This window comes from Methyloversatilis discipulorum, assembly GCF_000385375.1.
GTDB classification, from domain to species: domain Bacteria; phylum Pseudomonadota; class Gammaproteobacteria; order Burkholderiales; family Rhodocyclaceae; genus Methyloversatilis; species Methyloversatilis discipulorum_A.
Genome location: NZ_ARVV01000001.1, coordinates 2100823 through 2121785, shown reverse-complemented (window position 1 = coordinate 2121785; position 20963 = coordinate 2100823). Strand labels below are relative to the sequence as shown.

Genomic DNA, 20963 nt, shown 5'->3' with positions numbered 1-20963 from the left:
GCGGCGAAGCCCCGGATTGTACTATCGGCGCTGCGACAGCCGGGCTGCTGCGAACTCGCCGAACTGTTTCGCCATATAAGTACGGAAGCGTTCCGACGGGTACAGCAGCGTCATGTGCCGCACCAGCCGCGGCCGCAGCGGTATCGCCACCAGAAGACCGAGACTGGTTTCATGGCGGATGGCCGCCTGCGACAGGATGGCGTAGGCCAGGCCGCGCTCGAGCACACCCTTGACCGAGGACAGTCGATCGAGCTCGAACGCCAGTGGCAGCTTGGCCGGATCGACGCCGCCGCGCGACAGGTAGTTCTCGAGCAGCGCGCGTACACTGCCCGCGTCGCGCCCGGCGCAGGGATGCAGCAGCAGATGTTCGGGCGTCACTTCCTTCAGCTTGGCGAGCGGGAAATCGGGCGAACAGACGACCACCAGTTCGTCCTCTGCACAGGGTTCGACCATCACCTGCGAGCCGCCGCGCCCGAGGCCTTCGACGATGCCGATGTCGAGCACGCGCTGATCCACCATGTCCTCGATCACGTCAGGGTTGTCGACGGTCAAGCGCGGCACCACGTTCGGATGGGCGATACGGAATTCGGCCAGCACCGGCGGCAGGTGGTACTCGGCGACGGTGGGCGTGGCGCCGATCAGCAGATGGCCGCGCAGGTCGGTGGCCATCGCCTGCAGCTCGTTTTCGAGACTGGCGAACAGGTCGAGGATGCGGTCCGCGTAGTCCTTCACCTTGACGCCTTCGGGCGTCAGCGACACGCGGCCGTGGGCGCGCTCGAACAGCCGGGTGCCGAAATGCTCTTCCAGCTGCTTGATCTGGAAAGTGACCGCAGGCTGGGTCATCTGCAGCAGTTCCGCCGCGCGCGTGAACGACATCTGGCTCGCTGCTGCGTGAAAGACTTCCAGCCTTCTATCGGGCATTTTTCCCTCTATATAAGTGACGCCTGCCCTCGTGGTTATAGACCAAGTCGGGGTTGGCGGGTAAACCAAAATGCGTCAGTGGACGCGATGCGACAGCAGCGCTGCGGATGCCGAAATCGTGTTGCGGCGCGACAGGATACGCTTTGTGACACGAAGCGCGGGGGTGGCAAGGGCGTCAGGGGGTTCATGGTATAAAGGCGCACTTTTTTCGCCCGGCCGGCGGCCAGATCCGGCTGCAGACGTTCGATGCCTTTTGGCTTCTACATCATCATGGCGGCGCAGTTCTTCTCCGCGCTCGCCGACAATGCCCTGCTGGTCGTTGCCATCTATCTGCTGAAGGACATGCAGGCGCCGGGTTGGCAGATTCCGCTGCTCAAGCTGTTCTTCACAATTTCCTATGTGGCGCTGGCCGCTTTCGTCGGCGCCTTCGCCGACTCGATGCCGAAGCGGCGGGTCATGTTCATCAGCAACATGATCAAGGTGGGCGGCTGTGTGCTGATGTTCGGCTGGGTGCACCCGCTGTTCGCCTACGCCGTCGTCGGTCTTGGCGCGGCCGCCTATTCGCCGGCCAAGTACGGCATCCTGACCGAGTACCTGCCGCACCGTCTGCTGGTCGTCGCCAATGGCTGGATCGAAGGCCTGACGGTCGGCGCCATCATCCTCGGCGTGCTGATGGGCGGACTGCTGATCGATCCGTCGCTGAGCGCGCGCCTGCTTGCCATCGACCTGCCACTGATCGACACCGGCCTGGACACCACGGTCGAGGTCAGTCTGATCATCGTCGGCGGACTGTACGCACTTGCAGCATTCTTCAACCTCTATATTCCGGATACCGGCGTGCCGATGAAGCCGCTGCACGCCAGCCCGGTCGCACTGCTCGTCGACTTCAGCCGCTGTTTCACCGGTCTGTGGCGGGACAAGCTGGGGCAGATTTCGCTGGCGGTCACCACGCTGTTCTGGGGAGCGGGCGCCACGCTGCAGTTCATCGTGATCGACTGGGCCGACCGCGCGCTCGGCATGGGTCTGTCTCAGGCGTCCAAGCTGCAGGGTGTGGTGGCGGTGGGCATTGCCATCGGCGCGGTGATGGCCGCGCGGCGTATCTCCTTGCGCGCCTCGGTGCGGGTGATCCCGCTCGGCATCGCGATGGGCGTACTGGTGCCGCTGATGGTGCTGGTGAGCAATCTGTGGCTGGCGGTGCCGCTGCTGGTGCTGATCGGCGCCTGTGCGGGTTTCTTCGTGGTGCCGATGAATGCGCTGCTGCAGCATCGCGGTCACATGCTGATGGGTGCCGGCAATTCGATCGCCGTGCAGAACTTCAACGAAAACCTGTCCATCCTGATCATGACCGGGCTCTATGCCGCCCTGCTGGCGGCCGGCCTGTCGGTCTACGTGGTCATGATCCTGTTCGGCGCTTTCGTCGCGGCGACCATGTACGCGGTGCGCAAATGGCACCACGCGAATCAACGCAGGCACGACGACGTCGCGCAGCTGGACGACGGCGCGATCCACTGACCGCGTCGCCGTCGGATCGGAGTCTAGGGTCCGTTTCCGTTGAATCGCGAACCGCGTTTGCAGCGCGATTCTATGTCCACAGACCCTAGCCGCGCGGCACCCAGGCGCCGTCGTCACGACGACAGGCCGTTCCCTTCGACGTGTCGCTGCGGCCGTTCGCCTCGCCACGCAGCGTGTAGCTGCGACAGCCATCCCCGCTCGCCTTGCCCGGCGTCAGCATGTAGCTGACGCCTTCCGACATCCAGCGTACCGGCTTGCCGTTGTCGGCCAGTTCCAGTGCGTGACCGATGCAGGCGCGGTCCGCCTCATCGAGGTCACGGCCGATGCGGGCACCGATCAGCGCGCCTATCGTGGTACCGAGCACGATGGCAACGAGGCGGCTGTCGCGATCCGACACTGTCGAGCCGACCAGACCGCCCACCGTCCCGCCCAGTGCTGCGCCGACCGCTTCGCGATTGCAGCGGCCCGAGCGGATGCCGTAGTCGTCGTTCCACTTGTAGCCGGTGTAGCCGACGTAGTGCGGATCGTTCTTCTTGCGCCAGCCGTGCGCCGGCGCATGGGCCGGTGGCTGGGCAAGAATCGGCGCTGCAAACGCAGTCAGACTGAGGGCGATCGCGAGGTTTCTGAGGGTGGGCACGTGGGGACTCCGGATGAAAGTGGCGCGATGCTAGCGCCGGCCAGGCACCGACGCTGTCAGACGACGCTGGCACGCGCGAAGCAAAGATCTTCCCAGGCCCGCGCCTTGTCCTGCGGGTTACGCAGCAGATAGGCAGGATGATAGGTCACCACCACCGGAACGCCCTTGCGCTGGAACAGACGGCCGCGCGCAGCGGCAATCTTGATCTCGCCGCCGAGCAGCGTCTGTGCCGCCGGCCGGCCGAGCGCGACGATGATGCGCGGCCGGATCAGTTCGATCTGGCGATCCAGATAGGGGTGACAGGTTGCGATCTCGTCGGCCTCGGGCGTGCGATTGCCCGGCGGCCGGCATTTCACCGCGTTGGCGATGTAGACGTTGTGGCCGCGCGCCAGCCCGAGTGAGGCCAGCATCGCATCGAGCAGCTTGCCGGCCTGGCCGACGAAGGGCTCGCCGCGTGCGTCCTCTTCCGCACCAGGCCCTTCGCCAACGAACAGCCAGTCCGCTTCGCGGTCGCCCACGCCGGGCACCGCCTGCGTGCGACGTTCGCTTAGGCGGCAGGCGTGGCAGGCGCGGATGCGCTGTTCCAGTTCGTCCCAACCCAGCCCCTCGGCCGACACGGTTGCGGATGGCGCAGCGACCGGCGCCACCACGGGCGCAACCGGTCGCGCAGGTGCGACTTCGACACGCTCCGGAGCGGCCGGACGCGACGCCTCTGCCGGCACTTGTGTCTCCGGCAGGGCCTCCGCCACGGCCTGCTGCGGCGACGGCGAGGCGCGATCGCGCCACAGCGGTGCGATGCCCATTTCGCGCAGCATCGAATCGCGGCGGCTCATCGCGGTGACCTCATAGCATCCATGTGTCGTCCAGTTCTGCGCTCATCACGATGGCATCCTCGCGGCCGTCCAGCGCCGGGTAATAGCGCGGACGCCGCCCTATCGGCTGAAAGCCGGTGCGCTCGTACAACGCACGCGCGGCCACGTTGGACGGCCGGACTTCGAGAAACATGCGGGCCGCGCCATGGTTCATCGCCTCGCGGCCGAGGTGGGCGAGCAATCGCCGACCGAGCCCGTGGCACTGATATTCGCGCGCTACGCTGAGATTCAGCAGGTGAGCCTCGTCGAGCACGCACATCATGACCGCGTAACCCGCCATCGAGCGCCCCTGCCACATGACACGGCAGCAGTAGCCGGCACTCAGGGAGTCCGCGAAATTGACGCGGGTCCATGGGAAATCGAACAGCGTGCGCTCGATGCGCGCCACCTCGTCGAGGTCCTCGTAGCGCATCGGCGCGAACGAGGTGACCGTGCCGAAGCTGACGCCAGCAGCCGCCATCAAGCGCGACCTCCCGCGGCCAGGCGTTCGGCCGTGGTCTGCGCCACCTTGTCGCGCACGTACAGTGGGGCTGCCAGCGCAGCATCGACCGTCAGGCCCGCGGCGAGACGGATCGCACCGAGCCGGGCGATATCGCGCGCATGCACCGCAGCGGCGGCATCGATCGAAGCGAGATCCGCCGTCCACGCCAGTTGCGCAAGCGGCGCCAGTCCGAAACCGCTGCCGCAACCGTGCCAGTGCGCCGGGTCGTCCGGCGGCGGCGGCAGGCTGTCGGGCGGTCCGACCCGGATGTCGGTGCGCGCGTCGACCTGCTCGCCCCGTACCTCGCAGGCCACGCTATAGACCTCGCTCATGCGCGCATCGACGCAACACAGATGCAGCCCGTCACCCCGTCCCAGCGCGAGCGCATCCAGCGTCGGCACGGGCACCAGCGGCAGCCCGGCGCCGAGCGCCAGTCCCTGCGCCACCGACACGGCCAGCCGCAGGCCGGTGAAGCTGCCCGGGCCGGCGCTGAATGCGATCGCGTCGAGCAGGCCCAGCGTCAAGCCCGCCTCGTCCAGCAATTCGCCCACCCAGCCGAGGATGAACTGCGCGTGCGTGCCCGGTGTTCCGCCCTCCCTCGACAACACGCGGTCATCGAGGCGCAGCGCGACGGAGGCGATTTCGGCGGACGTTTCGAGAGCAAGCAGCTTCATGCAGTGCAGCAACAGATGGCAAAGGCGAATTGTAGGGGCTTCTGTTGCCCGCCGCGCGGGCGGATACTTCAAGTTCGACGCGGGTACCGCCGTTACACCTGACTGTGCCCCAGAGTCCGGAGTCCATCACAGCTCATGTTCCTGCCGACCGAAGTCCTCGACAAGATGCGCGTGGTCATCGCCGACGCGAATCAGGTCGTGCGTACCTGGGTGCGCACACAGCTGTCGCAGGCGGGTGTCAAGCACGTGGGCATGGCTGGCAGCTCGGCTGACCTGCTGCGGCAATGCGCGGCAGCTACGCCTGACGTCGTGCTGTGCGACTACAACTTCGGCGAGAAGCAGGACGGACTGCGGGTGCTCGAAGAGCTGCGCCTGAACGACATCCTGCCGCTGTCCTCGGTCTTCATGATCGTGACCGGAGAGCGTGTCCGCAAGCGCGTCGTCGCAGCCGCCGAATTCGCGCCCGACGACTACCTGCTCAAGCCCTTCACGTCCGGTCAGCTCGGCGAACGCCTGGTCAAGGCAGTCGAAAAGAAGCATGCGCTGAAGGCGATCTACGAACAGATGGCGGCGCGCAATCTCGAAGCGCTGATAGAAGAGTGCGACAAGGTGCTCGCCAGCCTGCCACGCTACTCGATGGATGCGCTGCGCATCCGGGCCGAAGCCCTGATCGCCCTGGGTCGCCTTGATGAAGCCACCGAGATCTACAAGGCGGTGATGGCCCGCAACACCGTCCCCTGGGCGCGCATCGGTTATGCGATGGTGCTGCGCGAACGCGGCGACGTCGCGGAAGCCGCGCGCCACGCGGCCGAGATCAACGAGGAATTTCCGGAATTCATGGGCGTGTACGACTTCCTCGGCGAACTGCACGAACGCAATGGCGAACTCGAACAGGCGCGTACCTATTACGAACGCGCCGATTCGATCGCGCCGGACAATCTGCGCCGGCTTCGCAGCATCGGCGAGATCTGTCTCGAATCGGGCGACGTCGAGCGCGCGGCCAGCGTGATGCGCCGCGTCGTCGACCGTACCGAAGGGACGTCACTGGCCAGCGCAGAAGATCATCTGACGCTGATCAAGAGCCTGATCGAACTGCCCGAAGCGGCTGAGGAACTGAATGCCCGCTTCGAAGCGATGCGCGGTCTGCTCGGCGGCAGCGATACGGCGGCAGTGCTGTCGGACGTGGTCGAGGCGCGCATGCTGTCGCAGCGCGGCGACGAGGGCGGCGCGCGCGAAGCGATCAACCGTGCACTGCAGGCGCACGCACGGCTCAGCAAGCCGGACACGCTGGCGACCAGCGAACTAGCCGAGGCCTGTTTCGCCACCAATAACGAAGAAGCTGCAGCCGGTCTGGTCGACAAGATCGAATCCGCCGGCGGCACGGTGTCGAACCGTCTGAAGCGCCAGAACGCCCGCTCGGCCCGCGAGCGGGCGCAGGCGGCTGCGGCAAATCTGGCCGAGGAAAGCGCAGCCGGCCCTGATCTCGACCGCGTCGACGCCGAACTGGCTCGACTGGCCGAACTGATCAGGCAGCTCGACCCGCACTGGGACGACGCCTTGGCCGACGACGCGCGCAACATCCTGATCGACGTGTTCACGCTCGCACCGCGCGAGCGCCGCGTGATCGACGCGCACATCCAGTACAACCGCGTTGCGCAGAAGCACGGCTACGACCGGCACAAGCCCACTGCCCGCGCCGTCTGACCGCGCCTCAGGCGTGCAGCAATCCCGGTAGCGGCGGCGTTGCCGCCAAGGCGGCAATCGGACTGACGCCGAGCCAGTCACGCGAGATCGATGCATAGACCGACCGGAAGTCGACCGCCGGCACGAAGGCGCCGCGAGCATCGAGCGCATCGAAGCTCAAGGTCCGGCCGTGCAGCCCGCCGACGACGCGGCCGCCGGTGAGCAGCTGGATGCCGGCGTTGCCATGGTCGGTGCCGGCGCTCAGATTTTCGTGCGCCAGTCGTCCGAACTCGCTGCGCGTGAGGACCAGCGTATCGCGCCAGCGACCCATCGCGCTCAGCGCACTGCGCAGCGCCGACATCGACGCCGCGAGCGAAGCCAGCAAAGGAGCGTGGGCCGAAGGCTGGTTCTCGTGCGTATCGAAGCCATCGAGCGCCACCCGCACGACCGCGGCATCTGAGCCGGTCAGCAGTTCGGCACAGGCCTGCGCCAGCGCGCATCCGAGCACGTCCGGCGGAAAGCCGAAGCGCCCGGCGATGTTCTCCGGATACTCGTCGGCCAGTCGGCGGCAGCGCGGCAAGCCGTGAACGGGCCCCGGCAGGTCGGACGACACCGTCAAGGCCTGCGTCGCCGCGTGCCGTACGCCGTCGTGCAGTGACAGGCAGCGTGCCAGCCAACCGGTCTGCAGCGGCGCGTCTTCGAGCAGGGCACTGTCGAGAATTTCGGTTGCACGGTGATGCGAAACGCTGCCCCCGGTACACCCCACACCCTGCACCAGCGCCAGCTCGCCGGCTTCCCACATCGGCATCAGCGGACGCAGTGACGGATGCAGGGCCTGGCCCGGTGCGATCGGCAAGACCGTGCGGCGGTCGAGCGCGATGGTCGGACGGGCGCGATAGTAGGCGGGGTCAGTGTGCGGAGCCAGCGTATTCAGCGCGTCGTTGCCGCCGACCAGGTCGATCAGGAACAGAAGTCGTGGAGCCGGCGCCGGTTCGCTTGCGCGAAGTTCGCTGGCCAGCGCCAGCGAGGCGCTTCCGGCGGTCAGCAGAAAATGCCTACGGTCCATTCAGGCTCCCGAAAACAAAAGACCTGCCCCTGAGGGCAGGTCGCAATGCCGCTGCGCGGCAACCCACGGAGAGGAGGTGTGGGCCGAAAACTGCTGTAGCGGACAACGGGCGAAACTGGGGAAAGCGAAGTGGGTGGCCGAAGCCGGTCACGGTCGAGGTGCGTCGCGGTAGAGCTCGCGCGCCGCATCGCGGATGTCGCGTCGCAACTGGCGACGTTCTTCAGGCGTCATCCGGTTCCCGCGCTGGTCTCCGAAGTCGAGTCGCCGGACCGGGCCGGCTTCCTCATCGAAACGGCGCATCGGCTGCAGCGTCGCCCCGGCCGGAATCACGCGCTCGAAGCGCTGCGGCTCGACGAACTCCCGACGCCCGCCCGCTTCACCGGGGCCTGCCAATGCCGGCGTCGATGCGAACAACACCGCACCCACACAGGACCCGGCAAGGATGCCGTACAGTCGCGAGCCGGCAAGGTCAGCACACTTCATCCGATTACGCTCCTCAAATCGCTAGTGTTCAACAGTCTCCAGGAGACCGGCCGCGCCAGCCAGCTGCGCACCGTCGCCCGGATTGTAGAGGTAGCGACTGGAGCGGTGTAGCGCGTACTGCAGCAGCAGGTGCGAATCCGCAACACTGTCGCCAGCCGCCGCCGGTCCGTCGATCGCGGGTGCGTTGGCCTGCACGGCCGGCCGCCCGCCTTCCGACGGCGCTTCTACAGCTGGCAGAACCGCTGCCATGACGAAAGTCGGGGCAGCGCAAAGCACTGCCATGCTCATCAGTCTGCGTTTGCTCACCCTGTCGTCCCCCTGAAACTCAGCGTCGATTACCTTGGTGTCCATGCTGTGCAACGGCTGTAAGCCTTGTGTGTGGGGGCGGCGGCGCTTTGTAAGCGCGGGTAACTACCTTCTAAATGCGTTACATCCGCTCACGGCACAATTGAATTGCGCCGATGCGCTCGGGTAGCATCGGTCCATGGAAGAAAAAAAACGCAAGATACTCGTCGTCGATGACGATGCCCGCCTGCGCGCGCTGCTCGAACGTTACCTCGGCGAACAGGGTTTCACCGTCAAGGCGGTAGCCGACAGCACGCAGATGGATCGCGCGCTGGCTCGCGAACTGTACGACCTGATGGTGCTCGACCTGATGCTGCCGGGCGAGGACGGGCTGGCCATCTGCCGGCGACTACGTGCTCAGGACAACACGATTCCGGTGGTCATGCTGACCGCCAAGGGTGACGAGGTCGACCGCATCGTCGGTCTCGAAATGGGCGCCGACGACTACCTGCCGAAGCCTTTCAACCCGCGGGAACTGGTTGCCCGCATCAACGCGGTACTGCGCCGCCAGGCGCCGAAACCGCCGCCGGGGGCGCCAACCCTGGACGAGCGCGTGGTGCGCTTCGGCCAGGTCGAGGTCAATCTGGCGGCGCGCACGCTCACCCGCAACGGGCAGGAGCAGGTGCTGACCACCGGCGAGTTCTCGCTGCTGCGCGTACTGCTCGAATCGCCGCGCGTGCCGCTGTCGCGCGACAAGCTGATGGAACTGGCGCGCGGCCGCGAGTACGACGCCTTCGACCGCTCGATCGACGTGCAGATGTCGCGTCTGCGCAAGCTGGTCGAGGACGACCCGGCCAAGCCGCGCTATCTGCAGACTGTCTGGGGCTTCGGTTACGTGTTCGTGCCTGACGGCACCCGTCATGGCTGACGCCCGCCCCGGGCACGCGCCGAAGTGGTGAAGCGGGCACGTCGGCGCGGCAGCCTGACGCGCTGGACCGGACAGAATCTCGGTCGTCCGCTGCGTCGCTTCACGCTGCTGCCGCGTTCGCTGCTCGCGCGCACCTTCCTGCTGCTGGCCGGCCTGCTCACCGCGTCGGTGCTGGCCTGGTCCGGCATCTACAGCTGGCTCGAACAGGGGCCGCGCGCCCAGCAGGCGGCGCAGATCGTCATCAGCGTGATCAACCTCACCCGCGCCTCGCTGGTCAGTGCCGATCCGCAGCGCCGGCTCGAACTGCTCACCGAGCTGTCGATGCGCGAGGGCCTGCGCATCTATCCCGACGGTGACATTCCCGGCTTCCAGCCGGTCAAGGGTGACAGCACACTGCTCGCCATCGAACAGGAACTGCGCAAACGGCTCGATCCGCGTACACGCATCGTCGTCACCAAGGGGCTGCAGAGCGGACTGTTCGTCAGCTTCAGCATTGCCGACGAAGAGGGCGTGGACGACTACTGGCTCATGCTGCCGCGCAATCGCATCGAACGCCCGCTGGCACTGGAGGTGATCGGCTGGGGCACGGCTGCCCTGCTGCTCGCGCTCGGCGGCGCCTATCTGATCGTGCAGCGGGTGACACGGCCGCTGGCGGCGATGAAGCGCGCCGCGCGGGCCATCGGGCGCGGCGAGCGCCCTGCCCCGCTGGCCGAATGCGGCGCCGAGGAACTGGCCGAAGTGGCGCATGCCTTCAACCAGATGGCGGACGACATCGCCCGCAACGAGGACGAGCGCGCGCTGATCCTGGCCGGCATCTCGCACGATCTGCGCACGCCGCTGACCCGTCTGCGGCTCGACATGGAACTTGCGGGGCTGGACCCTGAAACGGTGCGCGACATGAGCGCCGACATCGACGACATGGACAAGATCATCGGCCAGTTCCTCGATTTCGCGCGCATCACTACCGGCGAGGAGCCGATAGACGGCGATCTGGCCAGTCTGGTGCTCGAAGCGGCGCAAGCCTACGCGCGCCACGACAAGCCGGTCAGTACCGGTCATATCGATCCACTGCCGGCAATGCGCTTTCGCCCGCTGGCCATCCGCCGCTGCCTGAACAACCTGATCGACAATGCGCTGCGCCACGCTGGCGAGGACCAGCCGATTGAGCTGAACTGCAGTCTGGATGGCAACGAGGTCCGGATAGACGTGAGCGACCGTGGCCCGGGTATTCCGCCGGAACAGGTGGAGCGGCTGAAGCGCCCGTTCACCCGGCTGGACAACTCTCGCACCGGCCAGAGCGGCGCCGGACTGGGGCTGGCCATCGTCGAGCGCACGATGCGCGCGCACGGCGGGCGCTTCGACCTGCTGCCACGCGAGGGCGGCGGGCTCATCGCCCGCCTGACCCTGCCGGTGACGGCAAACGCGGCAAGCGTGAAAAGTTAGTGCTTGGTCGCTTCTGCCGCCTCGGCGGTCGCCGGCGCGTCGGCCGCGCCGCGCGCTGCGGTGCGGTCGAGCAGGATGCGCAGGTGGCCGAGTGACAGCAGTTGCGCATAGACCAGACCCATCCAGCCGCGACGGAACAGATCGACGGCCGCTGCCGCCGACAGCGCCTGCAGCTTGGCTTCGTCGATCACCCACAGGCCGTCGAGGCGGAACTTGCGACCGTCGTTGAGCTCCGCCATCGCGCTCATCTCGTTGAGCAGGCCGAGCTGCTCGACCTCGCGGCAGAACTCGGCGGTACGCTGCGCCTCGTTCTGATAACCCTGCACGAAGGCGAGCGCATTCTTCAGGAAGTCGGTTTCCGCACCGTTCTCGTCGAACAGGCGTTCGCCCTCTTCCGTGTTGAAGCCGCGGAACTTGTCGTCCATGCACACCAGCAGCTTGTCCGGCGCATTGTTGTCCTGCACCGCGACGAAGGGGTAGCGGCGCACGAAGGCCGGTACGTAACGCGCGTCCCATTTGCCTTCCGGCGTGACATAAAGGTTTTCGGCGTCGCGCAGGCCAAGCAGCGCGACCGGCACCAGACCGCCGGGCAGGCGGGCGAACACGATGGGGTACTCGCGGGCGACGTCGCCGAACTCGACCAGGGCCAGCGGTACGCAATTGGTTTCCGCCGCGAACTTCAGGTTGTCCTGCGGCTTCAGGCGCAGGTCGCGGTGGGTGTCGCGGTTCAGCACGACCACGTTGTCGTAGAAAAGCAGGGTCTTCATGGCAGTCCTCGGTTCGGCTCGGGTCATGTAAGCGACGCGCAGCGCCGCGATTCTATGCCGGCAGCGATGACGTCCATGCGAAAAACGACCGCCGTCCACGCGATGTAGCCGTCCCGCAACGCGATAAAATCACGCCTCGACGCAGAATCACCACGCCATGACCCAGACTGCCACCACCTTCTACGAACACATCGGCGGCGAGCCGACCATACGCCGCCTGGTTGACCGCTTCTACGAACTGATGGACACGCTGCCGGAGGCCTACGGCATCCGCAAGCTGCATCCGGCCGACCTGTCGGGCTCCAACCAGAAACTGTTCATGTATCTGTCGGGCTGGCTCGGCGGCCCGCAGCTGTTCGTGCAGGCCTATGGCCACCCGCGCCTGCGCGCGCGTCATCTGCCCTTCACCATCGGCGAAGCCGAGCGCGACCAGTGGCTCATGTGCATGCGTATGGCGATGGACGAAGTGCTGCCGCCGGACGAAGCCAACGCGCAGTTGTTGAGCGCCATCGAGGACCTCGCCGACCACATGCGCAATCGCGAGGGCTGATCTCGTCAGCCCAGGTCGCGCGTGACCGATTGCAGGCGCAACCGGCGCGCGTGGGCGTGCCGTGCGTGCAGTCGCGGATCGGAGGCGACGATGCTCACCGTTTCGCCGATCACCATCACGACGCCCAGCACCGGCAGCACCAGCAGCAGGCCAGCCACGCCGGCGACCGCGCCACCGACGAAAATCATCAGCACGGTCACCAGCGGATGCATCTTCAGGCTGCGTCCTATGGTCAGCGGCATGAACACGAAATCGTCGAGCAGACGGACGCAGACGAACAGCCCGACCGCCGCATAGGCGACCGACGGCGACCCCGGAAAGTCGGTCGCCGCCACCATCACCACCACCGCGCAACCCAGTATCGAACCAACGTAAGGCACCCAGGCCAGCACTGCGGTGATCAGCCCCAGCATCAGCGGCGACGACAGTCCGATCAGCCACAGGCCGGCGGCCAGACAGGCGGCGTCGAGCACGGTGAGCTTGATCAGCCCCTGGAAGTAGGCGCGCGTCGTGCGATCGACCTCGTACAGCAGGTGCAAGGTGCGCTCGAAGAAGGCATTCGGCACGGCGCGCGCGAGGAAGCGCTGGAAGCGCCGGCCGTCGCGCAGGAAGAAGTAGGCGAGGAAAGGTGCCAGCAGGAAGGACGGCAGCCAGGCGGCGATGCCCAGCATCAGCGCCGGCAGGCGTTCCTGGGCAAAGCCCTCCCCTGCCGCGGCGATGTGCGACGACACGGCATCCGCCACGTGCGCGTCGCGCATGAAGCGCGAACGGGCTTCGAGCGCGCGCAGCGTATCGTCGAGCAAGGCCAGGCCGCCCTGCAGATAGCGCTGGCCGGTGTCCTGCACGCTGACCGCGTGCGCGGCAAACCAGGGCAGCACCAGCACGAAACAGATGACCAGCAGCACGGCGAACACGCCGACCGTGATGTTGGCCGCCGCCGCCTGCGAAAAGCCGGCGAACATCAGCCGCTGCATCGGCGGGTAGAGAAAGTAGTAGGCGATCAGCCCGAACAGGAAGGGCAGCACCAGCCACAGCACGTGCTGGAACAGATAGAGCGCAAGTGTGGTCGCCAGCAAGATGCCGCACCAGGCGACGGGACCGGCGCCCGAGGGCTGCAGCCGCCTCACAGATGCCCTTCCTGGCGGGCGCCGGCATTGGCCTGGCGTAGCCGGCCGCCCAGATGACGGGCCAGCGCCAGTGCGATCTTGGACGCGATCTTCGGATGGGTTTCCAGCAGGCTCATGAAGTCGGCGCGGAAGAAGACCACGAGCCGGCAGTCGCTGTATGCCCTCGCCTGCGCCGCCCGCGGCGCCTGATCGAGCAGCGCCAGTTCACCGAACACCTCACCGCTGCCGAGCAGCGCCAGCCGCAGCTGGCGATTGCCGTCGGCGCGCAGTATTTCGACCTCGCCCTCGACCACGGCATAGATGGCCTGCCCTTCGTCGCCCTCGTCGAACACGATTTCGCCGGCCAGATACTGGCGTTCGTGGCGGAGTGCCTGAACCACCTTGAGCTCGCGCGCGGTCAGCGACGAAAAGAGCTTGATCTGGCGCAGCGGCTGCAGCGCTGCGCGGTCGTCGTCGCGGCCGAAAAGACGCACTTCTGGGCTCCTGGCGTAGGTGGGCGGTCAGCGCGCAAGCATACCGGCTTTCCGCCGGCGCTTTCGCCACGGCACACGGAATTCCCCCTATGCTTGCCGGTCACAGGCGCGATCGCCACAACAAGAACAGACCATGACATCCCGACTGCTGCGCTGGATCGATCTGAACATCCTGTCCCTCGGGCGCGAAATGCGCCTTTCCTACCTGCCGCCGCTGATGGTCTACATGGCCGCCGGCATCCAGGGCCTGACCGGCATCGTCGGCACCTTCTTCGTCAAGGACTACCTCGGGCTGTCGGCCGAATTCCTGGCGATGCTGGGCTTCTGGGTGGGCATCCCATGGGCGCTGAAGATGCCGATGGGCCATCTGGTCGATCTGCTGTGGCGGTTCAAGAGTCTGCTCATCTACCTCGGCGCCGGCCTGATCGCTGCCAGCCTGCTCATCATGGCCGGCCTGATCGCCGAGCGCGACGCGATGGCGGCGGTGCTGCCGGTCAATACCTGGTTCGTCATCAGCACGCTGCTGAGCCCCATCGGCTATGTACTGCAGGACGCGGTGGCCGACGCGATGACGGTGGAGGCGGTGCCGCACGTCGATGAGCAGGGGCGTCAAGTACCGCCGCATCAGCTCAAGCTGATGCACACGACGATGCAGACGCTTGGCCGTGTCGCCATCATCGGCGGCAGCGTGCTGGTGGCGCTGATCAACCTCTACGTGTTCGCCGGCACCGAAAAACTGCCGGAGGCGGAAAAGGTGCTGATCTACCGCGACATCTACCTGATGGCGCTGGCCATTCCCGCCATTTCGGTCGCCGGTGTCGCCTTCGCCGCCTGGCTCAAGCGCGGTGCTATCGCGGCCCACATGGCGCGCGGACTGTCGCGCGCCGAGGCTGCCGCGCTGCTGCGCGACCCCGACAGCCACACCGAACCGAACTGGTGGATCCTCGGCGGCAGCCTGGTGTTCGTCGTGTTCACGCTGGGTATGGGCCTTTCCAACCTGAAGTGGAACCAGGAAATCATCTTCGTCGGCTCCTTCACCATCATCGCCTTCCTGATGACCCGGCTCACCCGCGAGCTGGACGCCAGCGCACGCAACACGCTGATCGGTACTGCGCTGGTCATCTTCATGTTCCGCGCGACGCCCGGCACCGGCCCCGGCGTGTCCTGGTGGACCATAGACGTGCTCGGTTTCGACCAGGCCTTCTTTTCGGTGCTGTCACTGATCGGCTCGACGCTGACGCTGATCGGCATGTTCATGTTCCGCCGCTTCATGGCCGAGCGCTCGATCACCTATGTAGTCGGCTGGCTGACCGCGGCTGGCTTCATCCTGTCGATGCCGACGCTGGGCATGAGCCTGGGCCTGCACGAATGGACCGCCCGCGTGACCGGCGGTGTCGTGGACGCACGCTTCATCGCGGTGATTGATACGGCGCTGGAATCGCCGCTGGGGCAGATTTCGATGATCCCGATGCTGGCCTGGATCGCCAACTCGGCGCCCGCCCACCTGAAGGCCACCTTCTTCGCGGTGATGGCGTCCTTCACCAATCTGGCGCTGTCGGCCAGCCAGCTTGGCACCAAGTACCTGAACCAGATCTACGTGCTGTCGCGCGAAGTGAAGGATCCGGCCACCGGCGCGGTCATGACCGCCGCGAACTACGGTGACCTGACCCCGCTGCTGCTGACCGTGGTGGCCATCGCCGTCATCATGCCGGTCAGCGCCATCCTGGTAGCGCGCTGGCTTGGTTTGCGCAGTGCCTGATCTGCCGACGGAGCCAGCGTTCCGTGGAGCGAGCTTGCTCGCGATTGCCGCCAGAATCGAAGCCGGCGGTCAACGATCGCCCAGCCGTGGTTGGAAGGCCGCCCCCACAGGGCGGTCAGCCCTCCAGCCAGCGCTCGACCAGCCGCGTCCAGTAGGCAACGCCCAGCGGAATGATGCGATCGTTGAAGTCGTAGCGCGGGTTGTGCAGCATGCAGCCGCCGCCTTCGGCGTGCGCCGGGTCGGACGCCGCGTCCGGTCCGCCGCCGTTACCCAGCCAGACGTAGCAGCCGGGCTTCTCCTGCAGCATGTAGGCGAAGTCCTCGGCACCCATGCTGGGCGGGTAGTTCGTATGCACTGAGCCGTCGCCGAACACTTCCCGCGCGACCGTCGCGCAGAAGGCGGCTTCGCTTTCGCTGTTGATGGTCGGCGGATAACCCCGCCGGTAGGTCGACGAGGCGGCGACGCCGTGGGCGGACGCCACGCCCTGCACCACGCGCGCGATGCCGGCTTCAAGCTGGTCGCGCACTTCGGGCGTGAAGGCGCGCGCCGTACCGCGCAGCGTCGCCGACTGCGGAATCACGTTGTAGGCCTCGCCGGCGTTGAACTGGGTAATGCTGACCACGCCGCATTCGACCGGCGGCACGTTGCGCGACACGATGGACTGCAACGACTGCACGATGGCCGCGCCGGCCAGCACCGGGTCGGCGCCCAGGTGCGGCATGGCCGCGTGCGCGCCGCGTCCGTCTATCGTGATGTCGATCGAATCGCTGCAGGCCATCGCCGGGCCGGTATGCACCGCCATCTGGCCGACCGGCAGGCCGGGCCAGTTGTGCAGGCCGAACACCGCCTGCATCGGGAAGCGCTCGAACAAGCCGTCTGCGATCATCGCCGGCGCGCCGCCCATGCCCTCCTCCGCCGGCTGGAAGATGAAGTACACGGTGCCGTCGAAGCCCCGCGTCTCGGCCAGGTACTCGGCCGCCGCCAGCAGCATCACGGTATGCCCGTCGTGGCCGCAGCCGTGCATGCATCCCGGATGCGTCGAGCGATGAGCGAAGGTGTTCTGCTCGGTCATCGGCAGCGCGTCCATGTCGGCACGCAGGCCGATCGCGCCGCGGCCCGAACCGTTGCGCAGCACACCGACCACACCGGTGCGACCGATGCCTTCGTGCACCTCGATGCCCGCCGCGCGCAGCGTCCGCGCCACCACTTCGGCGGTGCGATTTTCCTCGAAGGCCAGTTCCGGATGGGCGTGCAGATCGCGCCGGGTCTGTGTCCAGCGCTCGACACGCGCGTCCAGCGCCTCGATCAGCGGGTGCGTGCTGCTCATTGCAATTCCTCGATATCGGAAAACATCGCCGCCTGACCGCGCAGCACGCCGTCGGCGTCGATCACGTTCCACACCGTGGCACGACTGATGCGGAACAGCGTGCCGTCGCTGCGCACGCGGATGCCGCAGTAGTCTGCGATATAGCCCTGTCGTGTCACCAGATCGAGCAGGCGGGCACGTTCGTCGCGCTCCGGCGCGCGTGCAGACAGACGCGACGGCAGCGTAACGAAGGTGGCCCAATCGTAGCCGAACAGTTGCTGCGCGAACGCATTGGCGTAGTTGAACACCGGGTCGGCTTCCGTGCCGTGCGACACCAGCGCGAACGGCGCGTGATACAGCGTGTGCGGATCGGACGGCAGCAATTGTCCGGTCACACGGTGAAAGCTGTCGGCCAGCAATGCGCTGTGCTCGCGCAGGAAGGTGTCGTCGGGCGGTGCACTCATGGCCCAAAGATACCATCGCTCGCCGACGAGCCGGGCCGGTTCCGCCACGCGGCCGGCGCCGCCGGGAGGCGATACCCCGTTCGGCAGCCTTCGGTGCGCGTAGTCCGGACGGACTATCGTTCGTCATGCGCGCGCAACGCGCGCCACGCATGGTTGCGGCTGAAACGACCTTCACGGAGCCGCAACATGAAATTCACATTGGGCGCAGCAGCGCTGGCCCTCGCCTTCATCGCCCCGGTGCAGGCGCAGATCACGAGCCTGGATCTGGCGAACTACAGCCTGGTCGCCACCTACGACCTGCCCGCTGCACGCGCGTCCGAAGCCTCGGCCGTCACCTGGAACTGGGACAGCGACACGCTGTTCGTCGTCGGCGACGAAGGCGACTACGTGGTCGAGGTGAACAAGCAGGGCCAGATGATCAGTTCGATGAACCTGTTCGGCTTCGACGACACCGAAGGCCTCACCTATGTCGGCAATGGTCAGTTCGCCATCGTCGAGGAACGCCTGCAGGACGTCTACCTGTTCAGCTACCAGGCCGGCGGCGCGATCGGCCGCAACAACCTGCCTTCCGTGTCGGTCGGTCCCACCGTCGGCAACATCGGTCTGGAAGACATTTCCTACGATCCGCTGAGCGGCCGCTTCGTGCTGGTGAAGGAGAAAGTGCCGCAGGCCGTCTATGACGCGGCCCTCGACTTCGCCAACGGTTCCGCAGCGGTCACCGAACTGGTGCCGCCGGCCAATCCGTTCGCCCAGATCTTCGGCACGCTGGACCTGTCCGGCGTGCAGGTGCTGAACACGGTGCAGTCGCTGCGCGGCACGACCGACCAGGACAATCTGCTGGTGTTCAGCCAGGAAACGCCGCGTCTGATGGAAGTGAGCCGCGGCGGACAGATCCTGAGCAGCTTCGACTTCTCGGCCATCGCCGGCGATGCCGAAGGCGTCACCATCGACGGCAACGGCGTCATCTACATCGTCGGCGAAACGCCGCGTCTGTATGTGCTGGCGCCCACTCCGCCGGTGCCGGAACCCGGGATGGCCGCGCTGATGCTGGCGGGCCTCAGCCTGATCGGTGCCACCGCGCGTCGTCGCATGTCTTTCTGATCCCTCTCATTCACACGGAGACAACAATCATGAACAAGCTCATCGCTCTGCTGTTCGCAGCTGGCCTCGCCCCTCAACTGGCCCATGCCGAAGTCCGCATCACCGAGTGGATGTACTCGGGTGGCAGCGGCGAGTTCATCGAATTCACCAACCTGGGCGGCAGCGCCATCGATTTCACCGGCTGGAGCTACGACGACGACAGCCGTCTGCCGGGCGTGTTCGACCTGAGCGGCTTCGGTCTGGTCGGCGCCGGCGAATCGGTGGTCATCACGGAAATCGATGCCGACACCTTCCGCCTCGACTGGAACCTCGGCGCTGGCGTCAAGGTGCTGGGCGGCTACACCAACAACATCGGCCGCGCCGACGAGCTGAACCTGTTCGACGCCTCCGGTTCGCTGGTCGACCGCCTGACTTACGGCGACAACAGCGCGGCCGGTGGCCCGCGCACCCAAGGCGTCAGCGGCCGTGCCACATCGGCTGCTGCGCTCGGCGCGAACGACGCAACACAGTGGGTGCTGTCGTCGGTCGGCGACGCCGAAGGTTCCTACGTGTCGCTCAGCGGTGCCGTGGCCAGCCCGGGCGTCACCGCCTTCGCCGCCGCCGTACCGGAACCCGAAACCTACGCCCTGCTGCTGGCCGGCCTGGGCATGATCGGCTTCGCCGCCCGCCGTCGCGCCTGATCGACATTGCTTGACGCCACGCAGGCCCGACGGGCTGCGTGGCTCACCCGCAGAGTGGAAAACAGAGAACAGATCGGGAAGGTCACCCGATCTGCATGATCGTCCCTTCGGACGATGGCAGCGGGCAGGACATATGCGTAAAGATGACGGCACACATACCGTCGCCTGCCGACAGACGTCCCGAGGAGCTCATCCGATGCGCACGCCGTTTGCCACTGCCCTGCTGACTGGCGCCGTTCTGCTCAACCCGGCCGCACACGCCACGTCCATCGCGGGAAACGTGTCCTGCAGCGGCGAGCTGAGCAGCCTGTCCGCCACTTTCGGTCACCTGTCGTGTGCCGGCAACCTTTCCCTCAGCGACGCGGTGGTCACGGACCCGATCAAACTCGTGCTCGAAGCATCCGGCAGCCTTACGCTGCTGCGCTCTACCCTGGATGCCCCCGAAATCGTGTTCGTCGCGCCGCAGATCGACATCGACTCGGATTCGACACTGCGCCCAGGCGGCCCACTCGGTAGCATCGCCGTGACGCCGCGACCCGTGTCACCTGCCCCCCCGTCCTCACTGACCGGAAATGGCCCACTGCCCATCCTTCCGCTCAATGGAGCGGGTGGCGCAACGCTGACGCTGTCCGTCGGCGGCAGCCTGCCGGACCCCGGCGTGTCTTATCAGGGGGGCTCCCTGCAGCTGGGCGGGGACGGCGACGCATCGGTCGCCATCAGCCAGAATTCCAGCGGTGCTGCCGTGCCTCCGCTGTTGATCGCGAGCACCGTGCCGGAGCCGTCAGCCGCCTTGCTGCTGACCGCAGGCCTGGGGCTTATCGCGTTGCGGCGCAACATGAGCACCTGCCGCCGATAGTCAGAATTTCGCCCTTCGGGCGTATGCTGCGCCCATGAGCACGCTGTACGGCATCGATTTCACGTCGTCGCCCTCGGCCCGCAAGCCGATCACCGTCGCCCGCGGCACGGTGGTGGCAGATCGCGGGCTGGTCCTCGAGGGCATCGAGCGCTTTCCGTCCTGGGACGGATTCGAGGCGTTCCTGAATCGCCCGGGCCCGTGGCTCGGGGCTTTCGACTTTCCTTTCGGCCTGCCGCGCGAATCGGTGCTCGAGCACGGCTGGCCGACCGACTGGGCCGGCATGGTGCAGGCCGTCACGGCGCTCTCGCGCAGCGAATTCAAGAACCTGGCCGACGCCGAACGTGCGCAGCGTCCGGCGGGCCAGAAGTATCCGCACCGCGTGACCGACCGTCCAGCCGGATCGCACAGCCCGCTCAAGTTCGTCAATCCACCGGTCGGATGGATGTTCCAGGAGGGCGCGCGCCGACTGCTCGCCGCCGGTGTCCACATCCCGGGCATGCACGGTGGCGACGCCCGTCGCATCGCACTGGAGGCCTATCCGGGCTGGCTGGCGCGCAGCATCGTCGCCGGCTCGTACAAGAGCGAGGCCGCTACCGGCCAGACACGCGAGCGCCTGGCTAACCGCATGCTTCTGGTCGAGGCGCTGCTGCGTGGTCAGCATCCGCTGGGCGTGCCGCTCTGCTGTGACGATGCGCCGCTGCTCGAGGCGATGACCACCGACGGTACCGGCGATACGCTCGATTGCGTGCTCTGTCTGGTCGAGGCCGCGTGGGCGTGGATGCGACGCGATGCCGGCTACGGCCTGCCGCTGCACATCGATCCGGTCGAGGGCTGGATCGTCGGCGTAACCGCGTCCGAACGGGTCGCCGTGACGACGCACTGAGCCGGTCTATCG

General features: G+C 66.7%; 23 protein-coding genes. 10 read left to right on the top strand and 13 right to left on the bottom strand.

Going from position 1 to position 20963, the window contains the following annotated elements; translation table 11 throughout:
- Window positions 1-21 precede the first annotated feature (21 nt).
- Complete coding sequence (locus METRZ18153_RS0110020) at window positions 22-921, bottom strand: LysR family transcriptional regulator (RefSeq protein WP_029143684.1); 900 nt, start codon at window positions 919-921, stop codon at window positions 22-24.
- A 246-nt stretch (window positions 922-1167) separates the two neighbouring features.
- On the opposite strand from METRZ18153_RS0110020, the gene lplT reads away from it, so the two are divergent.
- Window positions 1168-2433 carry a lysophospholipid transporter LplT gene (gene lplT / locus METRZ18153_RS0110015; protein WP_020164613.1) on the top strand — a complete coding sequence of 422 codons (1266 nt, stop codon included), beginning with the start codon at window positions 1168-1170 and terminating at the stop codon, window positions 2431-2433.
- A gap of 85 nt (window positions 2434-2518) precedes the next feature.
- Here the strand turns inward: lplT and METRZ18153_RS0110010 are convergent, their stop codons facing one another.
- Genes METRZ18153_RS0110010 through tsaB form a run of 4 tightly spaced genes read right to left on the bottom strand, consistent with a single transcriptional unit; the run spans window position 2519 to window position 5097 of the window.
- On the bottom strand, window positions 2519-3070 hold the full coding sequence (locus METRZ18153_RS0110010) for a glycine zipper domain-containing protein (protein ID WP_020164612.1): 552 nt from the start codon (window positions 3068-3070) through the stop codon (window positions 2519-2521).
- Between the two features lie 56 nt (window positions 3071-3126).
- Window positions 3127-3903, bottom strand: coding sequence for a uracil-DNA glycosylase (locus tag METRZ18153_RS0110005; protein ID WP_020164611.1), 777 nt, complete (start codon window positions 3901-3903; stop codon window positions 3127-3129).
- A gap of 10 nt (window positions 3904-3913) precedes the next feature.
- The gene (gene rimI / locus METRZ18153_RS0110000) at window positions 3914-4402 is read right to left on the bottom strand and encodes a ribosomal protein S18-alanine N-acetyltransferase (RefSeq protein WP_020164610.1); all 489 of its coding nucleotides are present in this window, start codon (window positions 4400-4402) and stop codon (window positions 3914-3916) included.
- On the bottom strand, window positions 4402-5097 hold the full coding sequence (tsaB, locus tag METRZ18153_RS0109995) for a tRNA (adenosine(37)-N6)-threonylcarbamoyltransferase complex dimerization subunit type 1 TsaB (RefSeq protein WP_029143682.1): 696 nt from the start codon (window positions 5095-5097) through the stop codon (window positions 4402-4404). Before tsaB ends, rimI begins: the two co-directional genes overlap by 1 nt.
- A 135-nt stretch (window positions 5098-5232) precedes the next feature.
- Here tsaB and METRZ18153_RS0109990 point away from each other — a divergent pair, with 135 nt between their 5' ends.
- Entirely contained in the window at window positions 5233-6801 is a 1569-nt protein-coding gene (locus tag METRZ18153_RS0109990) for a response regulator (RefSeq protein ID WP_020164608.1), read from the top strand.
- Between the two features lie 7 nt (window positions 6802-6808).
- Here METRZ18153_RS0109990 and METRZ18153_RS0109985 read toward each other — a convergent pair whose 3' ends face one another.
- The 3 genes from METRZ18153_RS0109985 to METRZ18153_RS0109975 form a co-directional block, all read right to left on the bottom strand.
- Entirely contained in the window at window positions 6809-7846 is a 1038-nt protein-coding gene (locus METRZ18153_RS0109985; protein WP_020164607.1) for a DUF1501 domain-containing protein, read from the bottom strand.
- 147 nt (window positions 7847-7993) lie between these two features.
- Window positions 7994-8329: a hypothetical protein gene (locus METRZ18153_RS0109980; protein WP_020164606.1), complete on the bottom strand. Its 336-nt coding sequence runs from the start codon at window positions 8327-8329 to the stop codon at window positions 7994-7996.
- 21 nt (window positions 8330-8350) lie between these two features.
- Entirely contained in the window at window positions 8351-8680 is a 330-nt protein-coding gene (locus METRZ18153_RS0109975) for a hypothetical protein (protein WP_043364151.1), read from the bottom strand.
- 133 nt (window positions 8681-8813) lie between these two features.
- Between METRZ18153_RS0109975 and ompR the strand changes: the two genes are divergently transcribed.
- Together ompR and METRZ18153_RS0109965 are read left to right on the top strand one after the other, a co-directional pair.
- A complete protein-coding gene (gene ompR, locus METRZ18153_RS0109970) occupies window positions 8814-9542 on the top strand; it encodes an osmolarity response regulator transcription factor OmpR (protein WP_019918306.1) in 729 nt (242 codons plus the stop codon).
- Between the two features lie 27 nt (window positions 9543-9569).
- Complete coding sequence (locus METRZ18153_RS0109965) at window positions 9570-10985, top strand: ATP-binding protein (RefSeq protein WP_232416018.1); 1416 nt, start codon at window positions 9570-9572, stop codon at window positions 10983-10985.
- On the opposite strand, the gene METRZ18153_RS0109960 is transcribed toward METRZ18153_RS0109965, so the two are convergent.
- Entirely contained in the window at window positions 10982-11752 is a 771-nt protein-coding gene (locus METRZ18153_RS0109960; RefSeq protein WP_020164603.1) for a SapC family protein, read from the bottom strand. The two genes, METRZ18153_RS0109965 and METRZ18153_RS0109960, sit on opposite strands and share 4 nt — an antisense overlap.
- A 157-nt stretch (window positions 11753-11909) precedes the next feature.
- On the opposite strand from METRZ18153_RS0109960, the gene METRZ18153_RS0109955 reads away from it, so the two are divergent.
- Entirely contained in the window at window positions 11910-12302 is a 393-nt protein-coding gene (locus METRZ18153_RS0109955; RefSeq protein ID WP_019918310.1) for a group II truncated hemoglobin, read from the top strand.
- A gap of 5 nt (window positions 12303-12307) precedes the next feature.
- Here the strand turns inward: METRZ18153_RS0109955 and METRZ18153_RS0109950 are convergent, their stop codons facing one another.
- Both METRZ18153_RS0109950 and METRZ18153_RS0109945 read right to left on the bottom strand, forming a co-directional pair.
- A complete protein-coding gene (locus METRZ18153_RS0109950) occupies window positions 12308-13378 on the bottom strand; it encodes an AI-2E family transporter (protein WP_232416017.1) in 1071 nt (356 codons plus the stop codon).
- A gap of 47 nt (window positions 13379-13425) precedes the next feature.
- A complete protein-coding gene (locus tag METRZ18153_RS0109945) occupies window positions 13426-13902 on the bottom strand; it encodes a Crp/Fnr family transcriptional regulator (protein ID WP_020164601.1) in 477 nt (158 codons plus the stop codon).
- Between the two features lie 133 nt (window positions 13903-14035).
- Here METRZ18153_RS0109945 and METRZ18153_RS0109940 point away from each other — a divergent pair, with 133 nt between their 5' ends.
- Window positions 14036-15661: an MFS transporter gene (locus METRZ18153_RS0109940; RefSeq protein WP_020164600.1), complete on the top strand. Its 1626-nt coding sequence runs from the start codon at window positions 14036-14038 to the stop codon at window positions 15659-15661.
- Window positions 15662-15776: 115 nt separating this feature from the next.
- Here the strand turns inward: METRZ18153_RS0109940 and METRZ18153_RS0109935 are convergent, their stop codons facing one another.
- Both METRZ18153_RS0109935 and METRZ18153_RS0109930 read right to left on the bottom strand, forming a co-directional pair.
- A complete protein-coding gene (locus METRZ18153_RS0109935; protein ID WP_020164599.1) occupies window positions 15777-16988 on the bottom strand; it encodes a M20 aminoacylase family protein in 1212 nt (403 codons plus the stop codon).
- A complete protein-coding gene (locus METRZ18153_RS0109930) occupies window positions 16985-17431 on the bottom strand; it encodes an MEKHLA domain-containing protein (protein ID WP_019918315.1) in 447 nt (148 codons plus the stop codon). The genes METRZ18153_RS0109935 and METRZ18153_RS0109930 overlap by 4 nt, the downstream gene beginning before the upstream one ends.
- Window positions 17432-17617: 186 nt before the next feature.
- On the opposite strand from METRZ18153_RS0109930, the gene METRZ18153_RS0109925 reads away from it, so the two are divergent.
- The 4 genes from METRZ18153_RS0109925 (at window position 17618) to METRZ18153_RS0109910 (ending at window position 20951) form a co-directional block, all read left to right on the top strand.
- Window positions 17618-18532 carry an SdiA-regulated domain-containing protein gene (locus METRZ18153_RS0109925; RefSeq protein ID WP_020164598.1) on the top strand — a complete coding sequence of 305 codons (915 nt, stop codon included), beginning with the start codon at window positions 17618-17620 and terminating at the stop codon, window positions 18530-18532.
- A 29-nt stretch (window positions 18533-18561) separates the two neighbouring features.
- Complete coding sequence (locus METRZ18153_RS0109920) at window positions 18562-19212, top strand: lamin tail domain-containing protein (RefSeq protein WP_020164597.1); 651 nt, start codon at window positions 18562-18564, stop codon at window positions 19210-19212.
- A 196-nt stretch (window positions 19213-19408) separates the two neighbouring features.
- Complete coding sequence (locus METRZ18153_RS0109915) at window positions 19409-20068, top strand: PEP-CTERM sorting domain-containing protein (RefSeq protein ID WP_020164596.1); 660 nt, start codon at window positions 19409-19411, stop codon at window positions 20066-20068.
- Window positions 20069-20102: 34 nt separating this feature from the next.
- The gene (locus METRZ18153_RS0109910; RefSeq protein WP_020164595.1) at window positions 20103-20951 is read left to right on the top strand and encodes a hypothetical protein; all 849 of its coding nucleotides are present in this window, start codon (window positions 20103-20105) and stop codon (window positions 20949-20951) included.
- The last annotated feature ends 12 nt before the right edge of the window (window positions 20952-20963 follow it).